The sequence below is a fragment of the Bowdeniella nasicola genome (assembly GCF_001907295.1).
Taxonomy (GTDB): Bacteria; Actinomycetota; Actinomycetes; order Actinomycetales; family Actinomycetaceae; genus Bowdeniella; species Bowdeniella nasicola.
Map to the genome: position 1 here is coordinate 1 of NZ_MQVR01000050.1, position 19,910 is coordinate 19,910.

The window sequence follows — 19,910 nt, forward strand, 5'->3', positions numbered from 1 at the left end:
ACGACCATGACCGATACCGACACGCCCGCACTAGCAAGCTAAAACCCCAAACGAGAGGAAAACGCCGTTACACCACTACAAGGGACTTGACCTTGCCACATGTGACGCCGCAACTCATCGTGGGCTTTCTTTTGCTGTTCCCTCACGTCGTCCTGCACGAATCCGGATTGTCTTTCCTAGGCTTTGGGCTGCCACCACAGACCCCCGCGATCGGGATAATTTTGTCCGAGGGCTTGAATAATGTTTCCGCTGGGCACTGGTGGCTCGTCCTCATGCCCACACTGGTCCTTATCCTCCTAGCCAAGTCTTTCGACGATGTTGGTGAGCGGCTTCGTCGGCGCTCGAATCCTGCTACCGCGCACGTGTGAGGTCAAAAATGACGATCTTGAATGTTGAGAAGCTCGGCGTAACATTCCATCAGTACGATCGACGTGGAAGACCGATCGAGATCCCGGCATTGCATGATGTCTCGTTGAGTGCCGCTAGGGGAGAACTCCTCGCGGTTGTTGGTGCAAGCGGTTCTGGCAAGAGCTTGCTGGCCCACGCTATTCTCGGTGTCTTACCACCAAATGCCACGGTTAGCGGGCGGATGACGTTAGAAGGCTACGAGCTCACTGGCGCCTGGCTTGAAACAGTGAGGGGTCGTCAACTTCGGCTCATCCCGCAGTCCGTGACACACTTGGATCCGTCCATGACAGTCGGGCAACAATTGCGCTTGGGGCCCCGCCGCCTCACGCGTACCAGGGTGCTAGAGCTGCTCAACGATGTCGAACTCTCTTGTCAGACCTACGATCGCTATCCTCACGAATTATCGGGAGGAATGCTGCGAAGGATTCTACTTGCGACATGTTTCGGTGACGACGTACGTGTGGTGATTGCGGACGAGCCGACTCCAGGTATTCATCCCGAAGCGCTCGAAGAAGTCGTCTCTCAGCTGCTCCGTTTGCGAGATAACGGAGTGACCGTTGTACTGATTACCCATGACATGGTTCTAGCGATGAGGATCGCTGACCGACTTGTGGTCTTTCGGGGTGGACAGAGCCTCGATTCTTTTGCGCCATGGCAATTGCTCAATCGGCCGGCAAGCTGTCACCCGTATGCACAGCAACTGTGGCGCGCCCAACCGGCGCATGACTTTTGGGATGCTGTATGAATCTCTACGGCGAGAATCTGGCTTACTCTTACTGCAATGGGGATCCGTTATTTCAAGGGTTTGATATTGTAATACATCCGGGTGAGATCGTTGGCCTGCATGGATATTCTGGCTGCGGCAAGACGACCCTGGGAAAAATTCTTGCAGGCTATATTCAGCCCGACGTGGGAGTTGTCAAACTTGGGGAAGCACCAATTACTGCTCGAGGTTTCTGCCCGGTACAGATGATTCATCAACACCCGAATACTTCTATCGATCCTCGCTGGCGCCTACGGCAGGTTCTATCCTCAATGCGGGGGAATCTTGCGCAAACGATGGAGTGGTTTGAACTCGATCCAGCCTGGCTCGTGCGCTACCCAGGTGAGGTTTCAGGAGGTGAACTTCAACGTTTCTGTGTCGCTCGTGCATTCGATGACCGTACGCGGTATTTGGTTGCTGATGAGATCACCACAATGATGGATGGACTCTTGCAAGCGAAGCTGTGGAAACGTATTGTGGCGCTTGCTCAAGAACGCCGAATAGGATTGCTAGTCATCAGTCACGATCATGATCTCCTGGCAAAGCTTTGCGATCGTGTAATACAACTATCGATTCCGTGTCAGTGGTCCAAAGCCGAGTGAGCTATACAGGGGTGATGCTCCTATTGTGTGTCAAGCGGATTTGAACCAGCCTTTGTATTAGTTGGTAAGTGCGGGTAGTATCGTTCGATGGTTTTCGATATCTGAGATTCGGGCTGGGTAGGTATGTCCCGCGACACCCTGCCAACCACTTGACGCGGGATACTAGGAACTCCCGACATGCAAAACTAGCTTGCCGCCGTCGTCCTCAGGTGATTCCGACCGTCACAAATCTCACGTCCCGCAACCCGAGTCGGTGTTCTCGGCATGGGGTCCGATGCAGGATTAGGCCATGACCGTGCAATTTCGCGCATTTGCGCGTGAGGCCGCGAACCTCATCATGCCCGTGGCGTGCGCAGGCTGTGGCGCGCTCGATATCGCCGTATGCGAGACCTGCTTCGCCGAGCTCTACCGCCCGCTGCGCCGCATCGACGCCGACGCGCGCTACCTCGCGGGCGTCCTGCCGACCTATGCGAGCGCCGACTATGCCAAGGCACGCAGGCTCACCCTCGCCTACAAAAACCATGCCCGACGCGATATTGCGCCACTCGTCCTTGCGGCCGCGCGTGCCGCGGGGGAGGAATGGTTCTCGCGCACGAGCGCAGAATCGCACGACGTCGCGCAGGTCGCTGAGCAGCTCGCGTCCGGCGGCTGCCTCGTCGCGATCCCCGCACCGTCGGGCCGCGCGCGGCGCTGGCGCCGCCGCCTCGTCGCCGCTGAACTCGCCGAAGCATTCCTTACTGGGGTCCGCGACTCCGCACTCATCCGCCTCGGTGCGCCCCCGCGCCTGGCCGTCGCAGACATCCTGCGCAAACCGCTCGCCGCCGAGCTCAGCGGCCACCTCGCCCCGCTCGGAGCCGCCGACCGTGCCGCCGCCCGCCGCGCCGCCGTCGTGAGCATCGGCGAACTCGCGAAGGACGACATCGCGATCCTCATCGACGACATCGTCACGACGGGCGCCACACTCGGCGCAAGCGTACGGACGCTACGCCGCGACGGGGTGAAGGTCGCAAGCGCCTGGGCGCTCGCGGCCACCGAAATGAAGAGCGCACCAGGAGCGCTTATGGCACGTCATAACTGAGCAAGGCGCACTACACTTGGAAGTACCCAAACATCCGGAGGTGAGCCGATCTCAAAGAGCCGGTCCCTAGATGCGAGGAGCATTGCCGGCCGACACCGAATGTCGCGGGTAGCGCTGAGGCTACCCACACACCCAATGGAGGTTCGAAATGGAAATCGTCGTCGTCGGACGCAATACCGAGATTTCCGACAGGTTCCGTGGTCACGTCGAGGAGAAACTGGAAAAGGTTGAGCAGCTCGCTCCGCTGGCCCAGCGCCTCGATGTCGAACTGAACCACGAGAAAAATCCCCGCATGGCCGATCGGGCCGAGCGCATCGAGCTCACGCTGCGGGGCAAGGGGCCCGTGGTCCGCGCTGAAGCGGCTGCCTCCGACCGTTATGGTGCTCTCGATCTCGCCTACGCCAAACTCATGGAACGGCTGCGCCGCGCGCGCGACCGCCGCAAGGACCACCACCGCTACCCGGTGCCGGCCCCCGAGGACTTCCCTGTCGGCCTCGACGATGGTGCGAACGAGCCCGAAGAGGTCCATGAGGACAAGGTCGAGGCCCCGACCGAGCACGGCGTCGCCGTCGAATCCCAGCTCGGCGACAGCCCCGTGATCGTGCGTCAGAAGTTGCATGAAGCCACGCCGATGACGATCGATCAGGCCCTGTACGAGATGGAACTCGTCGGACACCCCTTCTACCTCTTCATCGATGAAGAGACGAAGCAGCCGTGCGTGGTCTACCACCGCCACGGCTGGACCTACGGCGTTCTGCGTCTCGATACGACCGTCGTCGATTAATCGACACACAAGCGGGCGGGGCGGCAAGGAAAACCTTGCCGCCCCGCCCGCTTGTGTGTGCCGCGCCGAGCTATTCAGCGTCGCAGTAGACGAGGAAGAGGTTGTCGCTGTCGTCCCAGAGATGATCCGGTTCCCGGGTGGGTTCGGGCAATCCCATCAAGACGATCGCGCCACGTGACCCGATCTCGGAGCTGACGACGACACGGTTGGTTGGCGTGCCAACCGTGTCGAAGTCGGCTGAGCTTTCTGCGGGGAAAGCCGGGTGGGACGCGCGCACGAGCGGGAGCGGGGAACTGGCGTCGGCCAGGGACTCGGCCGTCTCGCTCGCGGCTGCGTAGCCCAAACACTGCGCCACCAGATCCATCGCTTCGTCGAAGTCGAGCGCACGGACCGTCGTCGTCAGAAAATCGCGGATGGTGGTGGCAGCCGCCGCAGCATCGTCTGTCGAACGCACCGGTGATGACGCCGAGCTTCCCGATTCAGCTGCGCGCACGGTCGTGTCCGATGCGTCCAACGCCTGCTTGAGGGACTCCCACACCGTTGCGGCGGTGGCGGTCGCTGCTGCCGTGTCCACTCCCGACATGGACAGCGCGAACGTGGCTTCGCAGCCATCGCCCGAATCAGACTGAGCGAACGTCACGTAGAGGTAGACAGCGCCGTGCGTTGCCCCTGCGGGGAAGTACAGCCCGATGGCAGTACGATCGCGCCAGGCCGTTACTCCTCGCCGCAATTCGCGCCCATCCGCGTCCCGGACGACCGCGACGCCTCCCTCGCGGTCGTCGATCGCGAGGGTGCAGTGCGGGGAATCGGGGGACAGGAGCGGACCACACCATGCCGGTGCCGTGGCCAACGCGCGTTCCATCGCCTCCGACGGCGGGATCGACAGGCTGGCCTCGAGCGGAAGGGTATGGATGAGCTCCACCTTGGGCGTACCTTCGATGAAGTAGTGCCGGTTGCCCCAAGGGTCTCGCACCACCACCATCGGGTGCGACGCGAGCGGATGGAAGGAAACGGAGGCGCGGTTGCGGCCGTCGAGACCAAAACTCGTGCCGAACGAGTGAAAGGTATCGACCACGCTTGGGACAGTGCGCCACACGGCGCGCGATTCCGGGCAGGGCCGGATGTTCGCGGCTACAAGTCCGACGGTGATCGCCCCCTCGACGCAGGATTTCGACCCGATCGCCATCCGGGTTTACCGGTAGCGAGGTGACCGGCGAGAACTCGAGACGATCGCAATAGAACCGCACCGCATCATCGAGATGGGGGGACGGCTGTCGGGGCGATGGTGGTCTCGTATGTGGACAGGTTCTTGTCCAGGAGTGCCGCTAACTCGTCAAACTCAGAGCGCGACAGGGCATTCGCACAGGCTTGTCAACCAACGCGGCTTCGAGCTGCGTCAGGAAACTGCTTCGTTGCAGAACGTTATCCATGTGGCCTCACGATACGGACGGCAAAAACCAGCAGCAAGGTATTTGTCTGACATCGTGCGTGGCGTGTCTGCACCTCCCGTAGGGTATGCCTCATGAGTCGCTCCGTTTTGACCATCTCGCGCTCTGCGGCCCGCCGCTACGCCCTGCGCGCGCAGCGCCTCGATCGCGCGCCCCGCCCGCGCGCGCTGACCCGCGCCGATATCGCGCGCACCGTCGCGGCGATGGGCGTCCTCCAGATCGACTCGGTTAACGTGCTCGCCCGCGCACACCTCATGGCGCTGTATTCACGGCTCGGCGCCTACTACCCACAGCTGTTGGCTGACGCGGCGGGCAAGGCCCCGCGACTCCTGCTCGAACAGTGGGGGCATGAAGCGTGTTTCGTCACCCCGCAGGTCCACCGCCTGCTCGCGGCATTTACGCGCCGGTGGGCCTCCGGGCATGCGATTCTCTCCCACGCGGGGGCCGATGCCCTCACCGAGCGGATCTTTGCCGAACTCGCCCGCGGCGGGCCCGCGACCTCGAGCGAGCTTTCCGCACGGCTCGCGGCGCACGACCTCAGCGATGAGGAGAGCGCCCTTGCTGCGACGGATTCCGGCGCGGACTGGAACCGCGGGGCGGTCAAGATCCTCTTGGAAAACCTTTTCGACGACGACCGTGTCGCCGCGGCCGGACGCACCGCGCACTTCCACCGGATCTATGATGTCTCCGCCCGGGTGCTGCCGCCCGCCGTCCGCGACGTGGCGCCGCCGGAGCGCGCGGAAGCCATCGCCAAGCTCACTGCCGCCTCGATCTCTGCCATCGGCATCGGCAATGTCCACGCTATTGCTGACGTCTACCGCCTGCCGGTACGAAGCGTTGCTCCCGTGCTCGACGGCCTTGTCGAGGAAGGCTCCGTTCTGCAGGTCAGCGTCGGGGGCATCGCGCGACCCTACTATCTCGACACCACACTCACCCGCCCGCGGCGCGCCACGCACGTCACGTTCCTCTCGCCATTCGACCCGCTGATCTTCTTCCGGCCGCGCGCGCTCGAGCTGTTTGATCTCGACTACCGCATCGAGATCTACACGCCGAAGGACAGGCGCACCCGCGGCTACTATTCGCTGCCGCTGCTCGTTGGCGAACACATCGTCGCGCGCGCCGACCTCGCGCATAACCGCGCGACCGGCAGCCTGGAAGTTCGCGGCGCCTGGGACGAACCGGACCGTGCCATCCCGCTCGCCGAGGTCGACGCGGCCGCCGCGGCCGCCCTCGAACGTCTCGCCGCCTGGCTCGGCGCGAGCGAGGTCTCGATCCCGCACGACGCCCCGGGCGAGGCAGCAACGCGCTGGGCTCACGCCCGGCAATAGCCACCCGCCCAATATCGCCGAGCGCTAACGCGTGTAGGGCTGCGCGCCCGAAGTGGCTACGATGGAGCAGGTACCAACGGAAACGGAGAAGACGTGGCTTCCATCTTTGACAAGATCCTTCGGATCGGAGAAGGACGAGTCCTGCGCAATTTGGCGACGATCGCCGAGCAGGTCAACAAACTCGAACCTAGCGTCGAAGACCTCACTGATGAGGAATTGCGAGCGGAAACCGACTCTTTCAGGGAACGCCTTGCCGAAGGCGAAACGCTCGACGATATCCTTCCGGAAGCTTTTGCCGTTGTTCGTGAGGCCGCCAAGCGCACGCTCGGTCAGCGCCCCTACGACGTGCAGATCCAGGGCGGCGCGGCCCTGCACAAGGGCAATATCGCGGAGATGCAGACCGGTGAAGGTAAGACCCTTGTCGCGACGCTGCCCGCTTACCTCAACGCGCTCGAGGGCAAGGGCGTTCACATCGTTACGGTGAACGACTACCTCGCTTCCTACCAGTCCGAGCTCATGGGCCGTGTCTTCCGTTTCCTCGGCCTCACCACCGGCTGCATTATTGACGGGCAGAGCCCGGCCGAACGCCGCGTCGAATACGCCGCGGACATTACCTACGGCACGAACAACCAGTTCGGTTTCGACTACCTGCGCGACAACATGGCGTGGAGCCCAGAAGAAATGGTGCAGCGGGGCCACAACTACGCGATCGTCGACGAGGTCGACTCCATCCTCATCGACGAAGCCCGTACCCCGCTCATCATCTCCGGCCCCGCCTCCGGCGACGTCAACTCCTGGTACACCGAGTTCGCCTCCGTCGTCGCGCGGCTGAAGTCCGGCACCGACTACGAGGTCGACGAAAAGAAGCGCACGGTCGGCATCCTCGAGCCCGGCATCGCCAAGGTCGAAGACCACCTCGGCATCGACAACCTCTACGAGTCCTCCAATACCCCGCTCATCGGGTTCCTCAACAACGCGATCCGCGCGAAGGAACTGTTTAAGCGCGATAAGGACTACATCGTGAAAAACGGTGAGGTCCTCATCGTCGACGAGCACACCGGTCGTACCCTGCACGGCCGCCGCTACAACGAGGGCATGCACCAGGCGATCGAGGCCAAAGAAGGCGTCGAGATCAAGGCCGAGAACCAGACGCTCGCGACGATCACGCTGCAGAACTACTTCCGCCTGTACGACAAGCTCGCGGGCATGACGGGTACCGCCGAGACCGAAGCGGCCGAGTTCATGAACACCTACGAGATCGGCGTCATCCCGATCGCGACGAACAAGCCGAACCAGCGCAAGGACCAGCCCGACCTCGTCTACAAGAACCAGACGGGCAAGTGGAACGCGGTCGTCGAAGACATCGTCGAGCGTCACGCGACGGGCCAGCCGATCCTCGTCGGCACGACGAACGTCGAAAAATCCGAAATGCTGTCGAAGATGCTGCAAAAGAAGCGCATCCCGCATACCGTGCTGAACGCGAAGCAGCATGAGCGCGAAGGCCACGTCGTCGCGATGGCGGGCCGCAAGGGCGCCGTCACCGTCGCTACCAACATGGCCGGCCGTGGTACCGACATCATGCTCGGTGGCAACGCCGAGCACATCGCGATCGAAAACTTGAAGGCCCAGGGCCTCACGCCGACCGACACCCCGGACGAGTACGAGGAAGCCTGGCCCGCGGCTCTCGAGACTGCGCGCGACGCCGTCGCCGCGGAGCACGACGAGGTCACCGAGCTCGGCGGCCTGTACGTGCTCGGCACCGAACGCCACGACGCTCGCCGCATCGATAACCAGCTGCGCGGCCGCTCCGGCCGTCAGGGAGACCCGGGCGAGTCCCGCTTCTACCTCGCGATGGACGACGACATTATGCGCCGCTTCGCCTCGGGCGTGGCCCAGCGCATCATGGCCTCGGGGGCCTATCCTGAGGACATGCCGCTGGAGTCCAAGATGGTGACGCGCGCGATCGCCTCGGCGCAGCGCCAGGTCGAGACCCAGAACGCGGAGACCCGCAAGAACGTCCTGAAGTACGACGACATCATGAACCAGCAGCGCACGATCGTCTACGACCGTCGCCACAAGCTCATCATGGGCGAGGACGTCTCCGAGCTCGTCGACCAGTTCCGCCACGACGTCATCACCGGCATCGTGCGCGCCTACACGCTGCACGGCACGGGCGCGACGTGGGACCTCGACGAAATGTTCGAAACACTCAACCGCGTCTACCACGTGACCATCACGAAGGATGACCTCATCGAGGACGTCGGCGGCGCAGAACACCTCACGAGTGAGGGCCTCATCCGCGAACTCACGTCCGATATCGACGTGGCCTACGCCGAGCGCGAGGAGCAGATCGGTTCGGAGGCGCTGCGCGACCTTGAACGCCGCGTCGTCATGACGGTGCTCGACCAGAAGTGGCGCGAACATCTCTATGAGATGGACTACCTCAAGGAGGGCATCGGCCTGCGCGCGATGGCGCAGCGCGATCCGCTCGTCGAATACCGCAAAGAAGGCTACGACCTCTTCCAGTCGATGGAAGAAGCGATCAAGGAAGACGTTGTCCGCTACCTGTTCTTCCTGCAGATCCAGCAGCCCGACGCCGAAGCGGCCGAAGGCGCCGAGGGTGTGCAGACCACCGAAGCCGCGCCCGCGGCGGCGCCGGCCAAGCCGAAGAAGGCCTCGCCGCTCGCCCTGAAGACGCCGCAGCGGCCGCAGTCGCTGACGTATTCGGCGTCGGCGGGCAACGCGGATAGTGAGCCGCAGGGTTCGGCGGACGCCTCGCAGGGGGCCGCCTTCGGACTTGCCAAAGGCTCGCAGGTCCCGACGGGCGGCAACCGCGCCGAGCGTCGCGCTGCGAAGAAAGCGGGCCGCAAGCGCGGCCGCTAGCCGATCTGAATCTCGGTCACGATCCAGCGGCTGCGCCGCACGATCATCTCGATCGCGACCGCGCGAATGCGGTCGCCGTCGAGGATCGTCGCGATGACATCGACGCGGCCCTTGGAGACCGATGACGCCCGCACGTTGCGGATCGCCGGACGCTGAGCGCGCGTCGGCTCGGCGACCCGAGCGGCGAGCGCCGCACGGCGCGCCAGCGCGTCATAGACCTCCGGAGAAACCCACCGCGACAGGTGCGTGACGGGCCGGAACCCGGTGAGCGACTCGAGCGTCGCCTGCAAAACCGTGTACGCCCAAGCCTTCGGGTGGGGGAGTGCCTGCGGGCCGCCGCGCACCGCCCGGCGTGCGAGCCTCGCCTCGGCGGACTCGGCCAGGTATTCATGCGGTGTCGAAAACGAGATGACTAGGGGCTCAAAACGGGACGGAGCGGGATCGAGGTACTCATCGATCCGGACAGCTGACGTGGTCATGGCAGGTCCTTCGGCAAGGTGAGGGTCTGATTTGGATAGATGAGATCCGGGTCGATGATGTCCGGATTGAGCTCGACGATCTCGCTCACGGCATGGGCCGTCGCCGCGTTCGTCTGCGTTCCTAACTGGTGTTCGGCGATGCGCCACAGGCAGTCGCCGCGCTGCACTGTGTAGGTGTCGCTCTCGCTCGCCACCGGCGCAGCGGGCGCTGGTGCCTCGGGAGCGGGCGCCGCCGGGGGAGTAGTGGGTACGGGCGGGAGCACGTCGCTCGTCGCCACCTGGATTGGCGTATCAAGGTTCTGGGCCATCGCGCCCGATAGTGGCAGCGATGCCCCGAGTCCGACGGTGAGGCTCGCGGCCGCGGCGCGGCGCACGAGCCGGGAGGTCAGGGGAGCGAGGTAGCCGATGATTGCCGACGCCTCGATCCGGCCGCACTGCACGGCGAGCGCGAGTGCGCCCGAGGCGGCGTACCAGGCCGCGAGCGCGGCACCAAGAACGAGGAGTACCGCGCCGATCCCGTCATAGACGAGATCGACGTGGACGACCGGCACCGAGATGAGGGAGGCAATCAACCCGGTCGCCACCCGCGCCAGGAAAACAGCGAGGGAGGACCCCACGGCAAGGACCAGGAGGGAACTTCCGATGTGTCGGTTCATCATCATCACCTCGTTATGATGTTGTTTGATGTAGTTTGGTGTTCTTATTTCTAGTCGAGCTTCCTTTCGTTGTAAAGGGCTGTGGACAAAATGCGTCGCCGATGCGGTAGTGCCAGCTACGGTAAAGACATGAGTGACGCCTTAGATCCCGCGATTTCTCGGATGCTCGCCGACCTGTCGGACCGCCTGGCAACGATCGAAGGCGCCCAGGTCGAAGGCGAACTCGTCGAGGCGGAACGCTCCGCGATCGGGATCGCCGACCGGCTCGTCTCCTCCGTTGGACACCCGCTGCAGCTCTCGCTCGCGAGCGGGGAGCGCGTCCAGGGCCTGCTTGCTGACGTGTCGGCGACGTGGGTGCGGTTAGATATCGGCGCGCATCGCGACATCTTCGTCGCGATTGCCGCCATCGCCTCCTATAAGGGGCTTGGGCGGGCGAGCCGCGCCCACCGCGAGGTCGACATGCGTCGCGGCTGGGGACACATCTTGCGCCGGTGCGGCGCGCAGGGCGCGCGAGTCACGATGAGCTCTGGCCACCAGGAAGTCGGCGGCCGGGTCGTCGGCGTCGGGAAGGACTATGTCGACGTGCGGTTAGACGATGACGCGATCGCCACGTTCGTGCTCTATCTGATCGAGCGTGTTTACGTCACGGGGCTCGCAGCGGACTAGGAATCGAGCGCGTCCTCGCGCGCGAGGTTCGCGACGCGGACCTCGTTTTCCTCGTACTTGCGCTGGATGTAGTCCTCGAGGACGCTCGCCTCGATGCGCCACTGGCCGCGGCCGCCGACCTGGATCGCGGGGATCTCTCCGGAGCGGACGAGGGCGCGCGCTTGCACCATGGACACCGCCAACTGCTCAGCGAGGTCGGCGAGGGTGAGGAAGCGTGCGGCCATAACCCAAGTATGGCAGAGCGCAGCAAACGGCAACAAAGTTACCCACAGTTTGACGAGCAAGGTTGCACCAAAGTGTGACGCTCGGCATAGTTTCTTCCATGAAGATTCGCTCGATCGCCCGATCCGGCACTCCTAAGGCGCCGGCGACGCCCGCATCCCGCCCGGTTCGGACCCGTCCGCAACTGCGCGACCCGCGCCTTGCCATCGGGATTCTGCTCGTCGCGGCCGCCGTGGCACTCGGCATCTACCTCATGAAGGCCGTCGACTCCCGGGTCGGCGTCTGGGCCGCGTCGAGCACCCTAACGCCGGGCACCTCGCTGGCGGGCAACGTCGTGAAGGTCGATGTGCACGAAGATGTCGCCGGCAATTACCTGTCGGCCGATGCCGAGCCGAGCGGATCTGTCACGCGCACCGTCGGCGAAGGGGAACTCATAGCCCGCTCGGCGACGTCCCGCGACGACGGGGAGCACACCACCCGCTCGATCGTGTTGCCGCTCGGTACCGAACTGCCGAAGAGCGCGGTACGCGGCGCGAGCGTCGACGTGTGGTTCATCCCGCGCGCCGTGCCAGGTAAAACCGGGGGCGAGCCGCTCATCATCGCGCCGGGCGCGATCATCGAGCAGGTCCACGAAGCCTCGACCCTGGGCGTGCGCGCGCACGGATCGATCGAAGTCTCCGTGACCGCCGAGAACGTCCCCGCCGTGCTCTCGGCCCTCGCCGAACAGGGCCTGATCGCAGTGGTCCCGCAGGGCGGGACCCTATGACCGTCGGCGTCCTCATCGCGGTCGCAGGCAAACTCGAACCCCAGCTCGTTCGCGCCCTCACCGCACACCGCAACGAGGTCAGCGTCGTGCGCCGCTGCGCCGACGCCCAAGAACTGCTCTCCGCGGCCGCGGCCGGGATCGGCGGGATCGCAGTCCTCGACGCCTCGCGCGGCGATATCGACGCCCAGGGGCTCGCCGAACTGACGCGGCACGACGTCGCGACCATCCTGCTCGCGCACCCCGATGACCTTGAGCGCACCGCCGCCCTCGGGGCCGCGGTCACGATACCCCTCGATGCGCCGGCCGAGGAGATCGCCGAACACACGGCGGCGCTCGCCGTTACCCGCGAAAAAGCCCCAACGAGCGAGAACCCGCCCGCGCCACCCGGCCCCACTCGTCGGCAGCTGCGCGACGAAGAGCCGGTCACCGAGCCGGAGCGCGATGGCCGCGTTATCGTCGCCTGGGGCCCGCCCGGATCGCACGGCCGCACGACGCTCGCCATCGAACTCGCGCACGCGCTAACCGCTCACGGGTCCGTCCTCCTCATCGACGCCGACCTTGCCGCGCCTTCGATCACCGCGCGCCTTGGCATCCTCGACGACGTCTCCGGCATCGCGACGCTCGCACGCCGCGCCAACCAGGGCCGCCTCGATGCTGACGTCCTTGCAGGCGCGGTCACGCACCAGCACGGCATCGACATTGTTACTGGGATCGGTCGACCCGAGCGCTGGCGCGAGGTCGGCACCGCCGCGATCGACCCGATCCTCAGTCTCGCGCGCCAGCGCTACGACGCGATCGTGATCGACGTCGAGGCGGTGCCGTGGCCGGAGTCGGACTCCTACGACCAGTTCGCCGCCTACCCCGGGGCCGCGCGCGACGCGCTGCTCGCGGCGGCCGATGACGTCCTGCTCGTCGCGCAGGCTGATACCGACGCGATCGCGCGACTCATCGGCCACCTCACGACGCACCCGATCACGGACCGCGACCACGTCGTCATCACCGCGCTGCGCGATAGCGCGAGCGGATCGGACGCGGCCACCTCGGTTCTCGAGGTCCTCGCCCGGTTTTCCTCGGTCGAACGCGCCACGCTCATCGCCGACGATAAAAAGAACTGCGATGCCGCGCTCCTGGCCGGGGCACCGGTCGCCGCGGTCAACGCGCGCAGCCCGCTCGCGTCCATGGCACGCAAGCTCGCCGGCGAGCTGATGGGCCAAGCGCCCGCCGAGGCGCCCTCGTGGCGGAATCGCTTCTGGGCCAAGTCAAGCCCGCGACGTGAGGCGTGACCTGGCACGATAGAAGCATGCGCTGTTTCTTGCCTGCCGCCGTCGCCGACCTGGGCGAAATCGCCCCCGCCATCTTCTTCTCCGGCGCCCCCGCCTGCGCCGACACTGCGGCCCTGCGCCGCGCCCTGCCCGATGCCGACGACGAGGAGCGCGAGCTCGTCGCCTCCCTCGCCGCCGCCGACTATTCGGCCCTTGCGTACGAATCCGGGCCCGCGCGGCGCGTCGTCCTCGCCGCCGACGCCGCGGTCGATCCGGCCGCATCGCCGCAGCTGCCCTGCGATGTCACCCTGAGTGAAGCGATCACGTGGGACGACGTCGTCGCGATCCTCATCGACGAAGAAGCCGCCGAGGCCGCCGTGCGCGCGGCCGCGGGCGACGCGGATGCGCTCGCGAGCCTGGAGGACTTCGACCTGCTCTGGTACGACGTCACGGAACGCGGCGACCTCGCCGCGGCGCTGCAGTCCTAGCCTGCCGCGTAGACCGTGAGCGTGGAGGTCGCATCCTCCCGCTTGCGCACCTCGATCCGGTCGGCGATCTGCTGCTTCATCTCATCGACGTGGCTGACGACGCCGACGGCGCGGCCGGAATCGTGCAGCGCGTGCAGGACGTCCATCACCTGCTCGAGGGTGCCGGAGTCGAGCGAGCCGAAGCCCTCGTCGATAAACAGCGTATTCATCTCGATCCCGCCGTGTGTCTCCCGCACGGTATCCGCGAGCCCGAGCGCGAGCGAGAGCGCGGTATAGAACGTCTCACCGCCCGACAGGGAATGTAGCGAGCGGCGCGTGCCCCGCGAGTGATCGACCACGGCGAGGGAGAGACCGAGCTTGCGCTGGCGGCCGCGTTCCCGCTCATCGGTGCGCACGAGCTCGTAGCGCCCAGAGGAGATCGCGAGCAGGCGCGCATTGGTCGCGACGAGGACGGATTCGAACATGTCGAGGGCGACGAAGGTCGCGAGGGTCAGCGACCGGTCGTTTGCGCCGCTGGCGAGCCTGCCCAGCCGGATCTCGGTTGCGGCCCCGCTCGCGAGCGCGTCATAGGAGGCGCGTTCCTGCTCGGCGCGCGCGAGCGTCTGCTCGATGCTCGACGCCCACGTGCCGGCCGCCGCGGCAAGCGTGGTTACCGCCTCGTGGCGCGCCCGATGGTTAGCGACGTCCTGTTCGATCGTTGACAGCTCCACGGGCTCGGCCTTGGCGGCCGCCTGGTTGTCCTGATCGCGCAAGACGGCGTCGACCTCGATCAGGCGCGTGTCATAGTCGCGGACGCCCTCCTGCAGCGATGCGAGCGTCTCGGTCGGCAGGACGCATCCGGCGGCTTCGGCATAGGTCGCGAACTCGCGTGCTTCCAGCTGCTCGCGCAGCGTCTCGACGTCGCGGCTGATGGTGCGCACCTCGCGCTCCGCGATAGACGCTTCGCGCGCGGCCGACCGGTTCGCGGCGCGCGCACGCGCGATGCTCGCCTCGAGTGCCTCGACCGATTCATGCTCGCCGAGCGCTTCGGTGAGATCGGCCGCCACACTATCGCGCTCGGCCGACGTTTTTTCCTGCGCGGCGGCGGCATCGCGCAGCGAGGTCTCGAGCGCGGCGCTCTCCTTGGCCCAGCCGGCGAGCTTCGCGGCGAGCTCTTCAAGCAGCGTCCCCGCCTGCGCGGCCTGCGTGCGGGCGGCCTTCGCGGCCGCGAGGGCCTCCTCGACTTCGCGATGCGCCGCTTCGGCTTCCGCGACGCTCAGGCCGCCGGAGCGCTGACGCGTCTCGCCCAGCCCCTCGCCGAGCTGGCGGTGTTCGGCCCGTGCGAGTACCGCTTTTTGCTGGGCCGCGCTCGCGTCCTTCAGGGCCGCCTCGAGGTCATGTTCGCTCACATGGTCGGCGCCCAGCTCGGCAGGCGCGGGATGCTCGCGCGAACCGCACACGGGGCACGGCTCATCGGGCACCAGGTCTGCGGCGAGGTCTCCCGCCAGCTGGCTGTTGCGGCGTTTTTGCAGCGCGTCGGCGTGCTGGGTGGCCCGCTGCGAGGCTTGCGCTAGCTCGTCGAGGGCGGCCGTGAGTTCGGCATTTTTCGCCGTCAGGCTTTCGTGTTCCCGAGCCGCGGCGAGGCGATCCTTCGTGTCATGCCAGCGCTCGGTTGCCTCATCGACGCCGGCCGCGAGCGCGCTGGCACTCGCATGCGTCTCGCGCATCCGCGCCTGCTCTTCGCTTGCCCTCGCAGTCTCGGTCCTGAGCTCGCAAAGGCGCGCCGTTTCCCGCTCCTGCTGCGTGGCAAGCTCGCTTTGCTGCGCGTCGAGCGCGTCGCGGCGGCGGGCCTGCAGCTGGAGTTTTTCCAGCCGCCCATCGTCCCGATCAAGCTCTGCGCCGTCCTTTTCGAGCCGTGATTCGAGCTCGCCGAGCTCGGCGAGCGCCTGCGCGCCTGCGGAGCCTGTGAGCAGCTCATCGAGATCGATTGGAAGCTGCAGCTCGGAGTCTAAGAGCTGGGCGAGCGCCGGATTGACCGACGCGACACTGGCCGAGAGCTCCTGTCCACTGCGCACGAGCGCCTCGCAGCGGTCATGGCGAGCGAGGCGTTCGCGAACCGCGGCGATTTTTTCGGCTTGGGCGGATAGCTCTTCGCGGTCGGCTCGAGCCTGGGCGACGCGCGCTTGCCGCCGCGCGATATCGGCGAGCCGATCCCGCGTCGCGGATACTCGCGCAAACGCCTCGGCGACGCGTTCGCATTCCGTGCGCAATTCCTCGCTCAAGTCCTTAACGACGCCTGCCTCGGTAGTGACGGCTTTGTGCAGGTCTTCGTCGGTGAGTAGCTCGACGGCCGAAACATTCTCGAGCCGCTCGCGCAGATCCGCGGGCAGGGTATGTTTCGCCTCGTCCGCACCCAGCGCGGGGGGTACTTGCGCGAGCTGGTGGATGACCTGCTCGAGCGCGTTGGCAGCCCGTTCAGCGCGAGACGCAACGGATCGCTCGGCCTTGAGTGAGCGCTCCCGCAGCGCCTCTTGCAGCCGCTCATACAGCTGCGTGCCGAAAAGGCCGCGCAAGATGGCGGTGCGGTCCTCGGGCGGCGCGGTGAGGAAGCGGGAGAACTGGCCCTGCGGCAGCACCATGGTCTGGGTGAACTGCTCGCGGCTGAGCCCCACGATTCGGGGGATCTCGGTCGCGGCCTCACTAACCTGCGTCGCGAGCACCTCGCCCGCATCGGGGTCGCGCGCCTCCTCGAGGGTGGCCAGGCGAAAGAGTTTGCACGTGGCGTTGCGGGTCGTCGTGCCGGCCCCGCGGCGTTTGGGGGCCTGATGCTCCGGGGTGCGCCGGATGCGGTAGATGCCCGACCCGTTCGAGAACGTCAGCTCGACCCACGGCTCGCGCTCGGGCGCGGCCGTGCAGTGCAGGCGCTCCTTGGTCGCCTTATCGCCGCTGCTTTGGCCGCTCGTCGTGCCATAGAGCGCGAAGACGATTGCGTCGATGATCGTCGATTTACCCGAACCCGTGGGGCCGGATAACAGGAAGAGGCCAGAGGAGGCGAGGTCATCGAAGTCGACGACGTGGCGATCGGGGAACGGCCCGATCGCGTCGAACTCGAGGCGGTGCAGTCTCATGATTCTCGCTCCTCGGCGAGGAGGGCCTCGTAGCTGTCGCGCACGATTGCCCGCTGCGCGTCGGTGACCTCTGCCTGCGTGACGTAGGCGAGGAATGTGTCAACGACGGCGAGCGGATCGGCAAGTTCACGCGCTGACACCGTCACCGACTCGCGCGCCGTGCCCTGTGGTTCGTGGCCGACGGCGAGCAGTAGGGGGAACTTGTCTTTGAGCGCCTGATAGGCACCGGGCGGCCGGACAGCGTCCGTGAGGACGGTCTTGACGCGGGCGTGGGCGGGTACGTCGCTCATCGCGAGGAGTTCGGCGAGGGTGCCGCGCAGGTCGGCCAGCGGATGGAGCACGGGCGCGGCCACCGTGCGCACGGTGGCATCGGCGCGCGCTCCGGCGGCGGAAAACTCGACGATCGTCGAGCTCTTGGTATCGCGCGCCTCGCCAAAGGAGAACGCGATGGGGGAGCCCGAATAGCGCATGGGCGTCGCGGCAGAAATGTTTTGCGGCCGATGCAAATGGCCGAGGGCGACGTAATCGGCGTCGGCGGCATCAAAGACGCCCGCGGGAATCCGGTCGACGCCGCCGACCTGGATATCGCGCTCCGACTCGCTCGGCTCCCCGCCGGAGACGAACGCGTGCGCGGCGATGACGACGGCGCCCTCGCCCGTGGCCCGGGCCCGCGCGATCGCGGGCGCGAGCTCGGTCAGGGCCGCGGCCATGACGGCCTCGTGGCTGCGAGCCGGCAGTTCGCCGCCGGGGCGGGCGAATTCGCGTCGCGCCGCATCCACGTCGAGGAACGGCAGCGCGAAGATGTGCAGGGTGCCGCCACTGGTCGGGATCGACACGGGGATCGCCGCCGAGCGGGGCCGGGTCCGCAGGTGCAGCCGGTCGCTCGTGAGCCCCTCGAGGAAGCCCAGCCGCTGCGCCGAATCATGGTTGCCTGCGGTCAGGACGACGTGCGTGAGATCGGTGAGGCGGGCCAACGCGTCGTTCAACTGTGCGACGGACGCCACCGGCGGGTAGGCGCGGTCGTAGATATCGCCCGAGACGAGCACGGCATCGACCTGCTCATCGGCGGCGAGGTCAACCAGGTGATCGAGGTAGGCGGCATGATCCTCGGTCAGGTCTACCTGGTGCAGCGTGCGGCCGAGGTGCCAATCCGCGGTGTGCAGGAGCTTCATGTCGGCAGGCTAACGCGCGGTGGCGACGCGGCCACCTACTCGGTGCGTTGCGGGTCGGACGCCTGTGCGAGCAAGGAACGGACCTCGTCGTGCAAGATCCCGTTGGTCGCGATCGCGTTGCCTCCGAACGGGCCGTCCTCGCCAGAAATCGATGTGAAGCGGCCGCCGGCCTCGGTGACGATCGGGACGAGCGCGGCCATGTCGTACAGCTCGAGCTCGGGCTCGCAGGCGATATCGACCGCGCCCTCGGCGACGAGCATGTAGGACCAGAAATCGCCGTAGGCGCGCGAGCGCCAGCACGATTCGGACAGCGTGAGGAAGGATCGCAGTCGGCCCTGGTCGGCCCAGCCATGCAGCGAGGAATAGGACAGCGACGCATCGGCGAGGGTCGCGATCTGCGAAACCTGCAGTTGCTTCGCCTGGCTCATCGAGCGTCCCGTGTAGGCGCCGTGTCCCTTGGCAGCCCACCAGCGCCGCTGCAGTTCGGGGGCGGAGACGACGCCGACGACGACCTCGCCCTCGACCGCGAGACCGATGAGCGTCGCCCACACCGGCACGCCGCGCACGAAGTTATTGGTGCCGTCGATCGGGTCGATGATCCACTGGCGCGCCGAGGTGCCGGTCTTGCCGAATTCTTCACCGATAATCGAATCGCCGGGACGTACGCGTCGCAGCTGTTCGCGGATGATCTGCTCGGCCGTGCGGTCCGCCTCGGTTACGAGCGTCATATCGGGCTTGGTTTCGACGGTGAAATCGTGTTCCCGAAACTTTTGCGAGGTGAAACTGTCGACCTGCGCCGCGAGGTAGTGCGCAAGACGGAGGTCATCGACGTGACTGCTGGCCATGGCTTCAATCTACCGTTCGCACGTGTTGCCGCAGCCGTTTTCCATAGGGGGTTGTGCAGGTCTCTTTCGTTCCCGTAACATGTTCTTTGAACACAAAGGAGTGGAGTAGGGGCGATGTCAGTGAAGCGTCTTGTCTCCTCCATGCTGATGGTCTCGTGTGTGGTGTTTTCTACGGTGGGTGCCAAGGCTTCTGATCTTAAGCACGGTAATGCATCTATCATGGAAGACGCGATTGTAGCGTCTCAATTCAGTAGAGAGCCTGTCGAGGATGTGGTGGCGGAAGCTTCCTTCCAGGAGTCTGTTAATCAGGTACTCGATCCTATTATTGAGAGCTTCGAGGATATCTATGCTGGAGCTGGGTTCGATAGTGACACTTCTGCCTTTCTGGCGGTCGTGGGAGTGGCGCCTGAAGGCTTGAGGGCAGCGCTGAAGGATCATCCTGAGATCCGTCTCATTGAAAACGCCGCAATGACAGAAAATGACGCTGATGACTTAATGCAGAAGATCTCTGACCTCGTAGTGAACGATATGGACAATTCTCCCGGTTCCACTGTGTCCGTGGATCCAATCGAGGGCACGGCTGAGATCAGTACGCCTCGTTTTCTTTCGAAGTTAACGAAAGAGAACGTGGTCCAGGCACTCGATGCATCGCCAAAGGATCGTAGTGGGTCAGGTTTGACCGTTCAATCACCGCGCGTTTCGTTCACTGTTGACTCGGGTGCGGGTGCGAGAGCCGACTCTGTGGCCGGTGGTGAGAAACTCACACCGCTTCACAGTACTGCTACTAAGTGTACTGCAGGTTTTCCAGCGAGAGCGGGTAGTCAGCGGGGATTAGTGACTGCTGGACACTGTCCCGATATGTGGCTCTTGGGACCTGAGCGTGGGGTGATGGGTTCGAGGGTGGGCGTGTCGGGAGTGCGATAGGGATCGAGGCCCTCAAGAATCGGGGTTAC

General features: G+C 65.4%; 19 protein-coding genes. 12 read left to right on the top strand and 7 right to left on the bottom strand.

Translation table 11 applies throughout. The features are described from left to right. The 5 genes from BSZ39_RS15070 to hpf all read left to right on the top strand — a co-directional run. Positions 1-368 (top strand): ABC transporter permease subunit (locus tag BSZ39_RS15070; RefSeq protein ID WP_143180451.1); only part of this gene is annotated, 368 nt, incomplete at its 5' end. 8 nt (positions 369-376) lie between these two features. Continuing rightward, the gene (locus tag BSZ39_RS08590; protein ID WP_073716930.1) at positions 377-1,153 is read left to right on the top strand and encodes an ATP-binding cassette domain-containing protein; all 777 of its coding nucleotides are present in this window, start codon (positions 377-379) and stop codon (positions 1,151-1,153) included. After that, a complete protein-coding gene (locus BSZ39_RS08595; RefSeq protein ID WP_073716931.1) occupies positions 1,150-1,773 on the top strand; it encodes an ABC transporter ATP-binding protein in 624 nt (207 codons plus the stop codon). The genes BSZ39_RS08590 and BSZ39_RS08595 overlap by 4 nt, the downstream gene beginning before the upstream one ends. Before the next feature lie 289 nt (positions 1,774-2,062). Then, on the top strand, positions 2,063-2,851 hold the full coding sequence (locus tag BSZ39_RS08600; RefSeq protein WP_073716932.1) for a hypothetical protein: 789 nt from the start codon (positions 2,063-2,065) through the stop codon (positions 2,849-2,851). 148 nt (positions 2,852-2,999) lie between these two features. After that, on the top strand, positions 3,000-3,635 hold the full coding sequence (gene hpf, locus BSZ39_RS08605; protein ID WP_073716933.1) for a ribosome hibernation-promoting factor, HPF/YfiA family: 636 nt from the start codon (positions 3,000-3,002) through the stop codon (positions 3,633-3,635). 70 nt (positions 3,636-3,705) lie between these two features. Here the strand turns inward: hpf and BSZ39_RS08610 are convergent, their stop codons facing one another. Then, on the bottom strand, positions 3,706-4,821 hold the full coding sequence (locus BSZ39_RS08610; RefSeq protein ID WP_073716934.1) for a hypothetical protein: 1,116 nt from the start codon (positions 4,819-4,821) through the stop codon (positions 3,706-3,708). 336 nt (positions 4,822-5,157) lie between these two features. Here BSZ39_RS08610 and BSZ39_RS08615 point away from each other — a divergent pair, with 336 nt between their 5' ends. Then, a complete protein-coding gene (locus BSZ39_RS08615) occupies positions 5,158-6,411 on the top strand; it encodes a winged helix-turn-helix domain-containing protein (RefSeq protein WP_073716935.1) in 1,254 nt (417 codons plus the stop codon). 93 nt (positions 6,412-6,504) lie between these two features. After that, positions 6,505-9,294: a preprotein translocase subunit SecA gene (gene secA, locus BSZ39_RS08620; protein ID WP_073716936.1), complete on the top strand. Its 2,790-nt coding sequence runs from the start codon at positions 6,505-6,507 to the stop codon at positions 9,292-9,294. On the opposite strand, the gene BSZ39_RS08625 is transcribed toward secA, so the two are convergent. Next, entirely contained in the window at positions 9,291-9,773 is a 483-nt protein-coding gene (locus BSZ39_RS08625) for an Rv3235 family protein (RefSeq protein WP_073716937.1), read from the bottom strand. The genes secA and BSZ39_RS08625 overlap by 4 nt on opposite strands. Next, positions 9,770-10,429, bottom strand: coding sequence for a LysM peptidoglycan-binding domain-containing protein (locus BSZ39_RS08630; RefSeq protein ID WP_143180452.1), 660 nt, complete (start codon positions 10,427-10,429; stop codon positions 9,770-9,772). The genes BSZ39_RS08625 and BSZ39_RS08630 overlap by 4 nt, the downstream gene beginning before the upstream one ends. A gap of 129 nt (positions 10,430-10,558) precedes the next feature. On the opposite strand from BSZ39_RS08630, the gene BSZ39_RS08635 reads away from it, so the two are divergent. Then, positions 10,559-11,095, top strand: a complete 537-nt coding sequence (locus tag BSZ39_RS08635) for a hypothetical protein (RefSeq protein ID WP_143180453.1) — start codon at positions 10,559-10,561, stop codon at positions 11,093-11,095. Here the strand turns inward: BSZ39_RS08635 and BSZ39_RS08640 are convergent. After that, positions 11,092-11,319, bottom strand: a complete 228-nt coding sequence (locus tag BSZ39_RS08640) for a helix-turn-helix domain-containing protein (protein WP_073716940.1) — start codon at positions 11,317-11,319, stop codon at positions 11,092-11,094. The genes BSZ39_RS08635 and BSZ39_RS08640 overlap by 4 nt on opposite strands. Positions 11,320-11,417: 98 nt before the next feature. Between BSZ39_RS08640 and BSZ39_RS08645 the strand changes: the two genes are divergently transcribed. The 3 genes from BSZ39_RS08645 to BSZ39_RS13900 are packed head-to-tail and all read left to right on the top strand — an operon-like array spanning position 11,418 to position 13,833. Then, a complete protein-coding gene (locus BSZ39_RS08645) occupies positions 11,418-12,083 on the top strand; it encodes a hypothetical protein (protein ID WP_073716941.1) in 666 nt (221 codons plus the stop codon). Beyond that, a complete protein-coding gene (locus BSZ39_RS08650) occupies positions 12,080-13,366 on the top strand; it encodes a CpaE/TadZ family protein (RefSeq protein WP_073716942.1) in 1,287 nt (428 codons plus the stop codon). The genes BSZ39_RS08645 and BSZ39_RS08650 overlap by 4 nt, the downstream gene beginning before the upstream one ends. Positions 13,367-13,383: 17 nt before the next feature. Then, on the top strand, positions 13,384-13,833 hold the full coding sequence (locus tag BSZ39_RS13900) for a DUF6912 family protein (protein ID WP_073716943.1): 450 nt from the start codon (positions 13,384-13,386) through the stop codon (positions 13,831-13,833). Here the strand turns inward: BSZ39_RS13900 and BSZ39_RS08660 are convergent. The 3 genes from BSZ39_RS08660 to hisN are packed head-to-tail and all read right to left on the bottom strand — an operon-like array spanning position 13,830 to position 18,957. Next, complete coding sequence (locus BSZ39_RS08660; RefSeq protein ID WP_073716944.1) at positions 13,830-16,940, bottom strand: AAA family ATPase; 3,111 nt, start codon at positions 16,938-16,940, stop codon at positions 13,830-13,832. The two genes, BSZ39_RS13900 and BSZ39_RS08660, sit on opposite strands and share 4 nt — an antisense overlap. Next, the gene (locus BSZ39_RS08665; protein ID WP_073716945.1) at positions 16,937-18,112 is read right to left on the bottom strand and encodes a metallophosphoesterase family protein; all 1,176 of its coding nucleotides are present in this window, start codon (positions 18,110-18,112) and stop codon (positions 16,937-16,939) included. The genes BSZ39_RS08660 and BSZ39_RS08665 overlap by 4 nt, the downstream gene beginning before the upstream one ends. A 35-nt stretch (positions 18,113-18,147) precedes the next feature. Continuing rightward, positions 18,148-18,957 carry a histidinol-phosphatase gene (hisN, locus tag BSZ39_RS08670; RefSeq protein WP_073716946.1) on the bottom strand — a complete coding sequence of 270 codons (810 nt, stop codon included), beginning with the start codon at positions 18,955-18,957 and terminating at the stop codon, positions 18,148-18,150. Between the two features lie 114 nt (positions 18,958-19,071). Between hisN and BSZ39_RS13555 the strand changes: the two genes are divergently transcribed. Beyond that, positions 19,072-19,881: a chymotrypsin family serine protease gene (locus BSZ39_RS13555; RefSeq protein ID WP_158025147.1), complete on the top strand. Its 810-nt coding sequence runs from the start codon at positions 19,072-19,074 to the stop codon at positions 19,879-19,881. Positions 19,882-19,910: the final 29 nt, after the last annotated feature.

Bases quoted from the DNA above. Each gene is read 5' to 3' on its own strand.
- BSZ39_RS08590 (WP_073716930.1), top strand. From the start codon at position 377: ATGACGATCTTGAATGTTGAGAAGCTCGGCGTAACATTCCATCAGTAC.
- BSZ39_RS08595 (WP_073716931.1), top strand. From the start codon at position 1,150: ATGAATCTCTACGGCGAGAATCTGGCTTACTCTTACTGCAATGGGGAT.
- BSZ39_RS08600 (WP_073716932.1), top strand. From the start codon at position 2,063: ATGACCGTGCAATTTCGCGCATTTGCGCGTGAGGCCGCGAACCTCATC.
- hpf (WP_073716933.1), top strand. From the start codon at position 3,000: ATGGAAATCGTCGTCGTCGGACGCAATACCGAGATTTCCGACAGGTTC.
- BSZ39_RS08610 (WP_073716934.1), bottom strand. From the start codon at position 4,821: ATGGCGATCGGGTCGAAATCCTGCGTCGAGGGGGCGATCACCGTCGGA.
- BSZ39_RS08615 (WP_073716935.1), top strand. From the start codon at position 5,158: ATGAGTCGCTCCGTTTTGACCATCTCGCGCTCTGCGGCCCGCCGCTAC.
- BSZ39_RS08625 (WP_073716937.1), bottom strand. From the start codon at position 9,773: ATGACCACGTCAGCTGTCCGGATCGATGAGTACCTCGATCCCGCTCCG.
- BSZ39_RS08630 (WP_143180452.1), bottom strand. From the start codon at position 10,429: ATGAACCGACACATCGGAAGTTCCCTCCTGGTCCTTGCCGTGGGGTCC.
- BSZ39_RS08635 (WP_143180453.1), top strand. From the start codon at position 10,559: ATGAGTGACGCCTTAGATCCCGCGATTTCTCGGATGCTCGCCGACCTG.
- BSZ39_RS08640 (WP_073716940.1), bottom strand. From the start codon at position 11,319: ATGGCCGCACGCTTCCTCACCCTCGCCGACCTCGCTGAGCAGTTGGCG.
- BSZ39_RS08645 (WP_073716941.1), top strand. From the start codon at position 11,418: ATGAAGATTCGCTCGATCGCCCGATCCGGCACTCCTAAGGCGCCGGCG.
- BSZ39_RS08650 (WP_073716942.1), top strand. From the start codon at position 12,080: ATGACCGTCGGCGTCCTCATCGCGGTCGCAGGCAAACTCGAACCCCAG.
- BSZ39_RS13900 (WP_073716943.1), top strand. From the start codon at position 13,384: ATGCGCTGTTTCTTGCCTGCCGCCGTCGCCGACCTGGGCGAAATCGCC.
- BSZ39_RS08660 (WP_073716944.1), bottom strand. From the start codon at position 16,940: ATGAGACTGCACCGCCTCGAGTTCGACGCGATCGGGCCGTTCCCCGAT.
- BSZ39_RS08665 (WP_073716945.1), bottom strand. From the start codon at position 18,112: ATGAAGCTCCTGCACACCGCGGATTGGCACCTCGGCCGCACGCTGCAC.
- hisN (WP_073716946.1), bottom strand. From the start codon at position 18,957: ATGGCCAGCAGTCACGTCGATGACCTCCGTCTTGCGCACTACCTCGCG.
- BSZ39_RS13555 (WP_158025147.1), top strand. From the start codon at position 19,072: ATGTCAGTGAAGCGTCTTGTCTCCTCCATGCTGATGGTCTCGTGTGTG.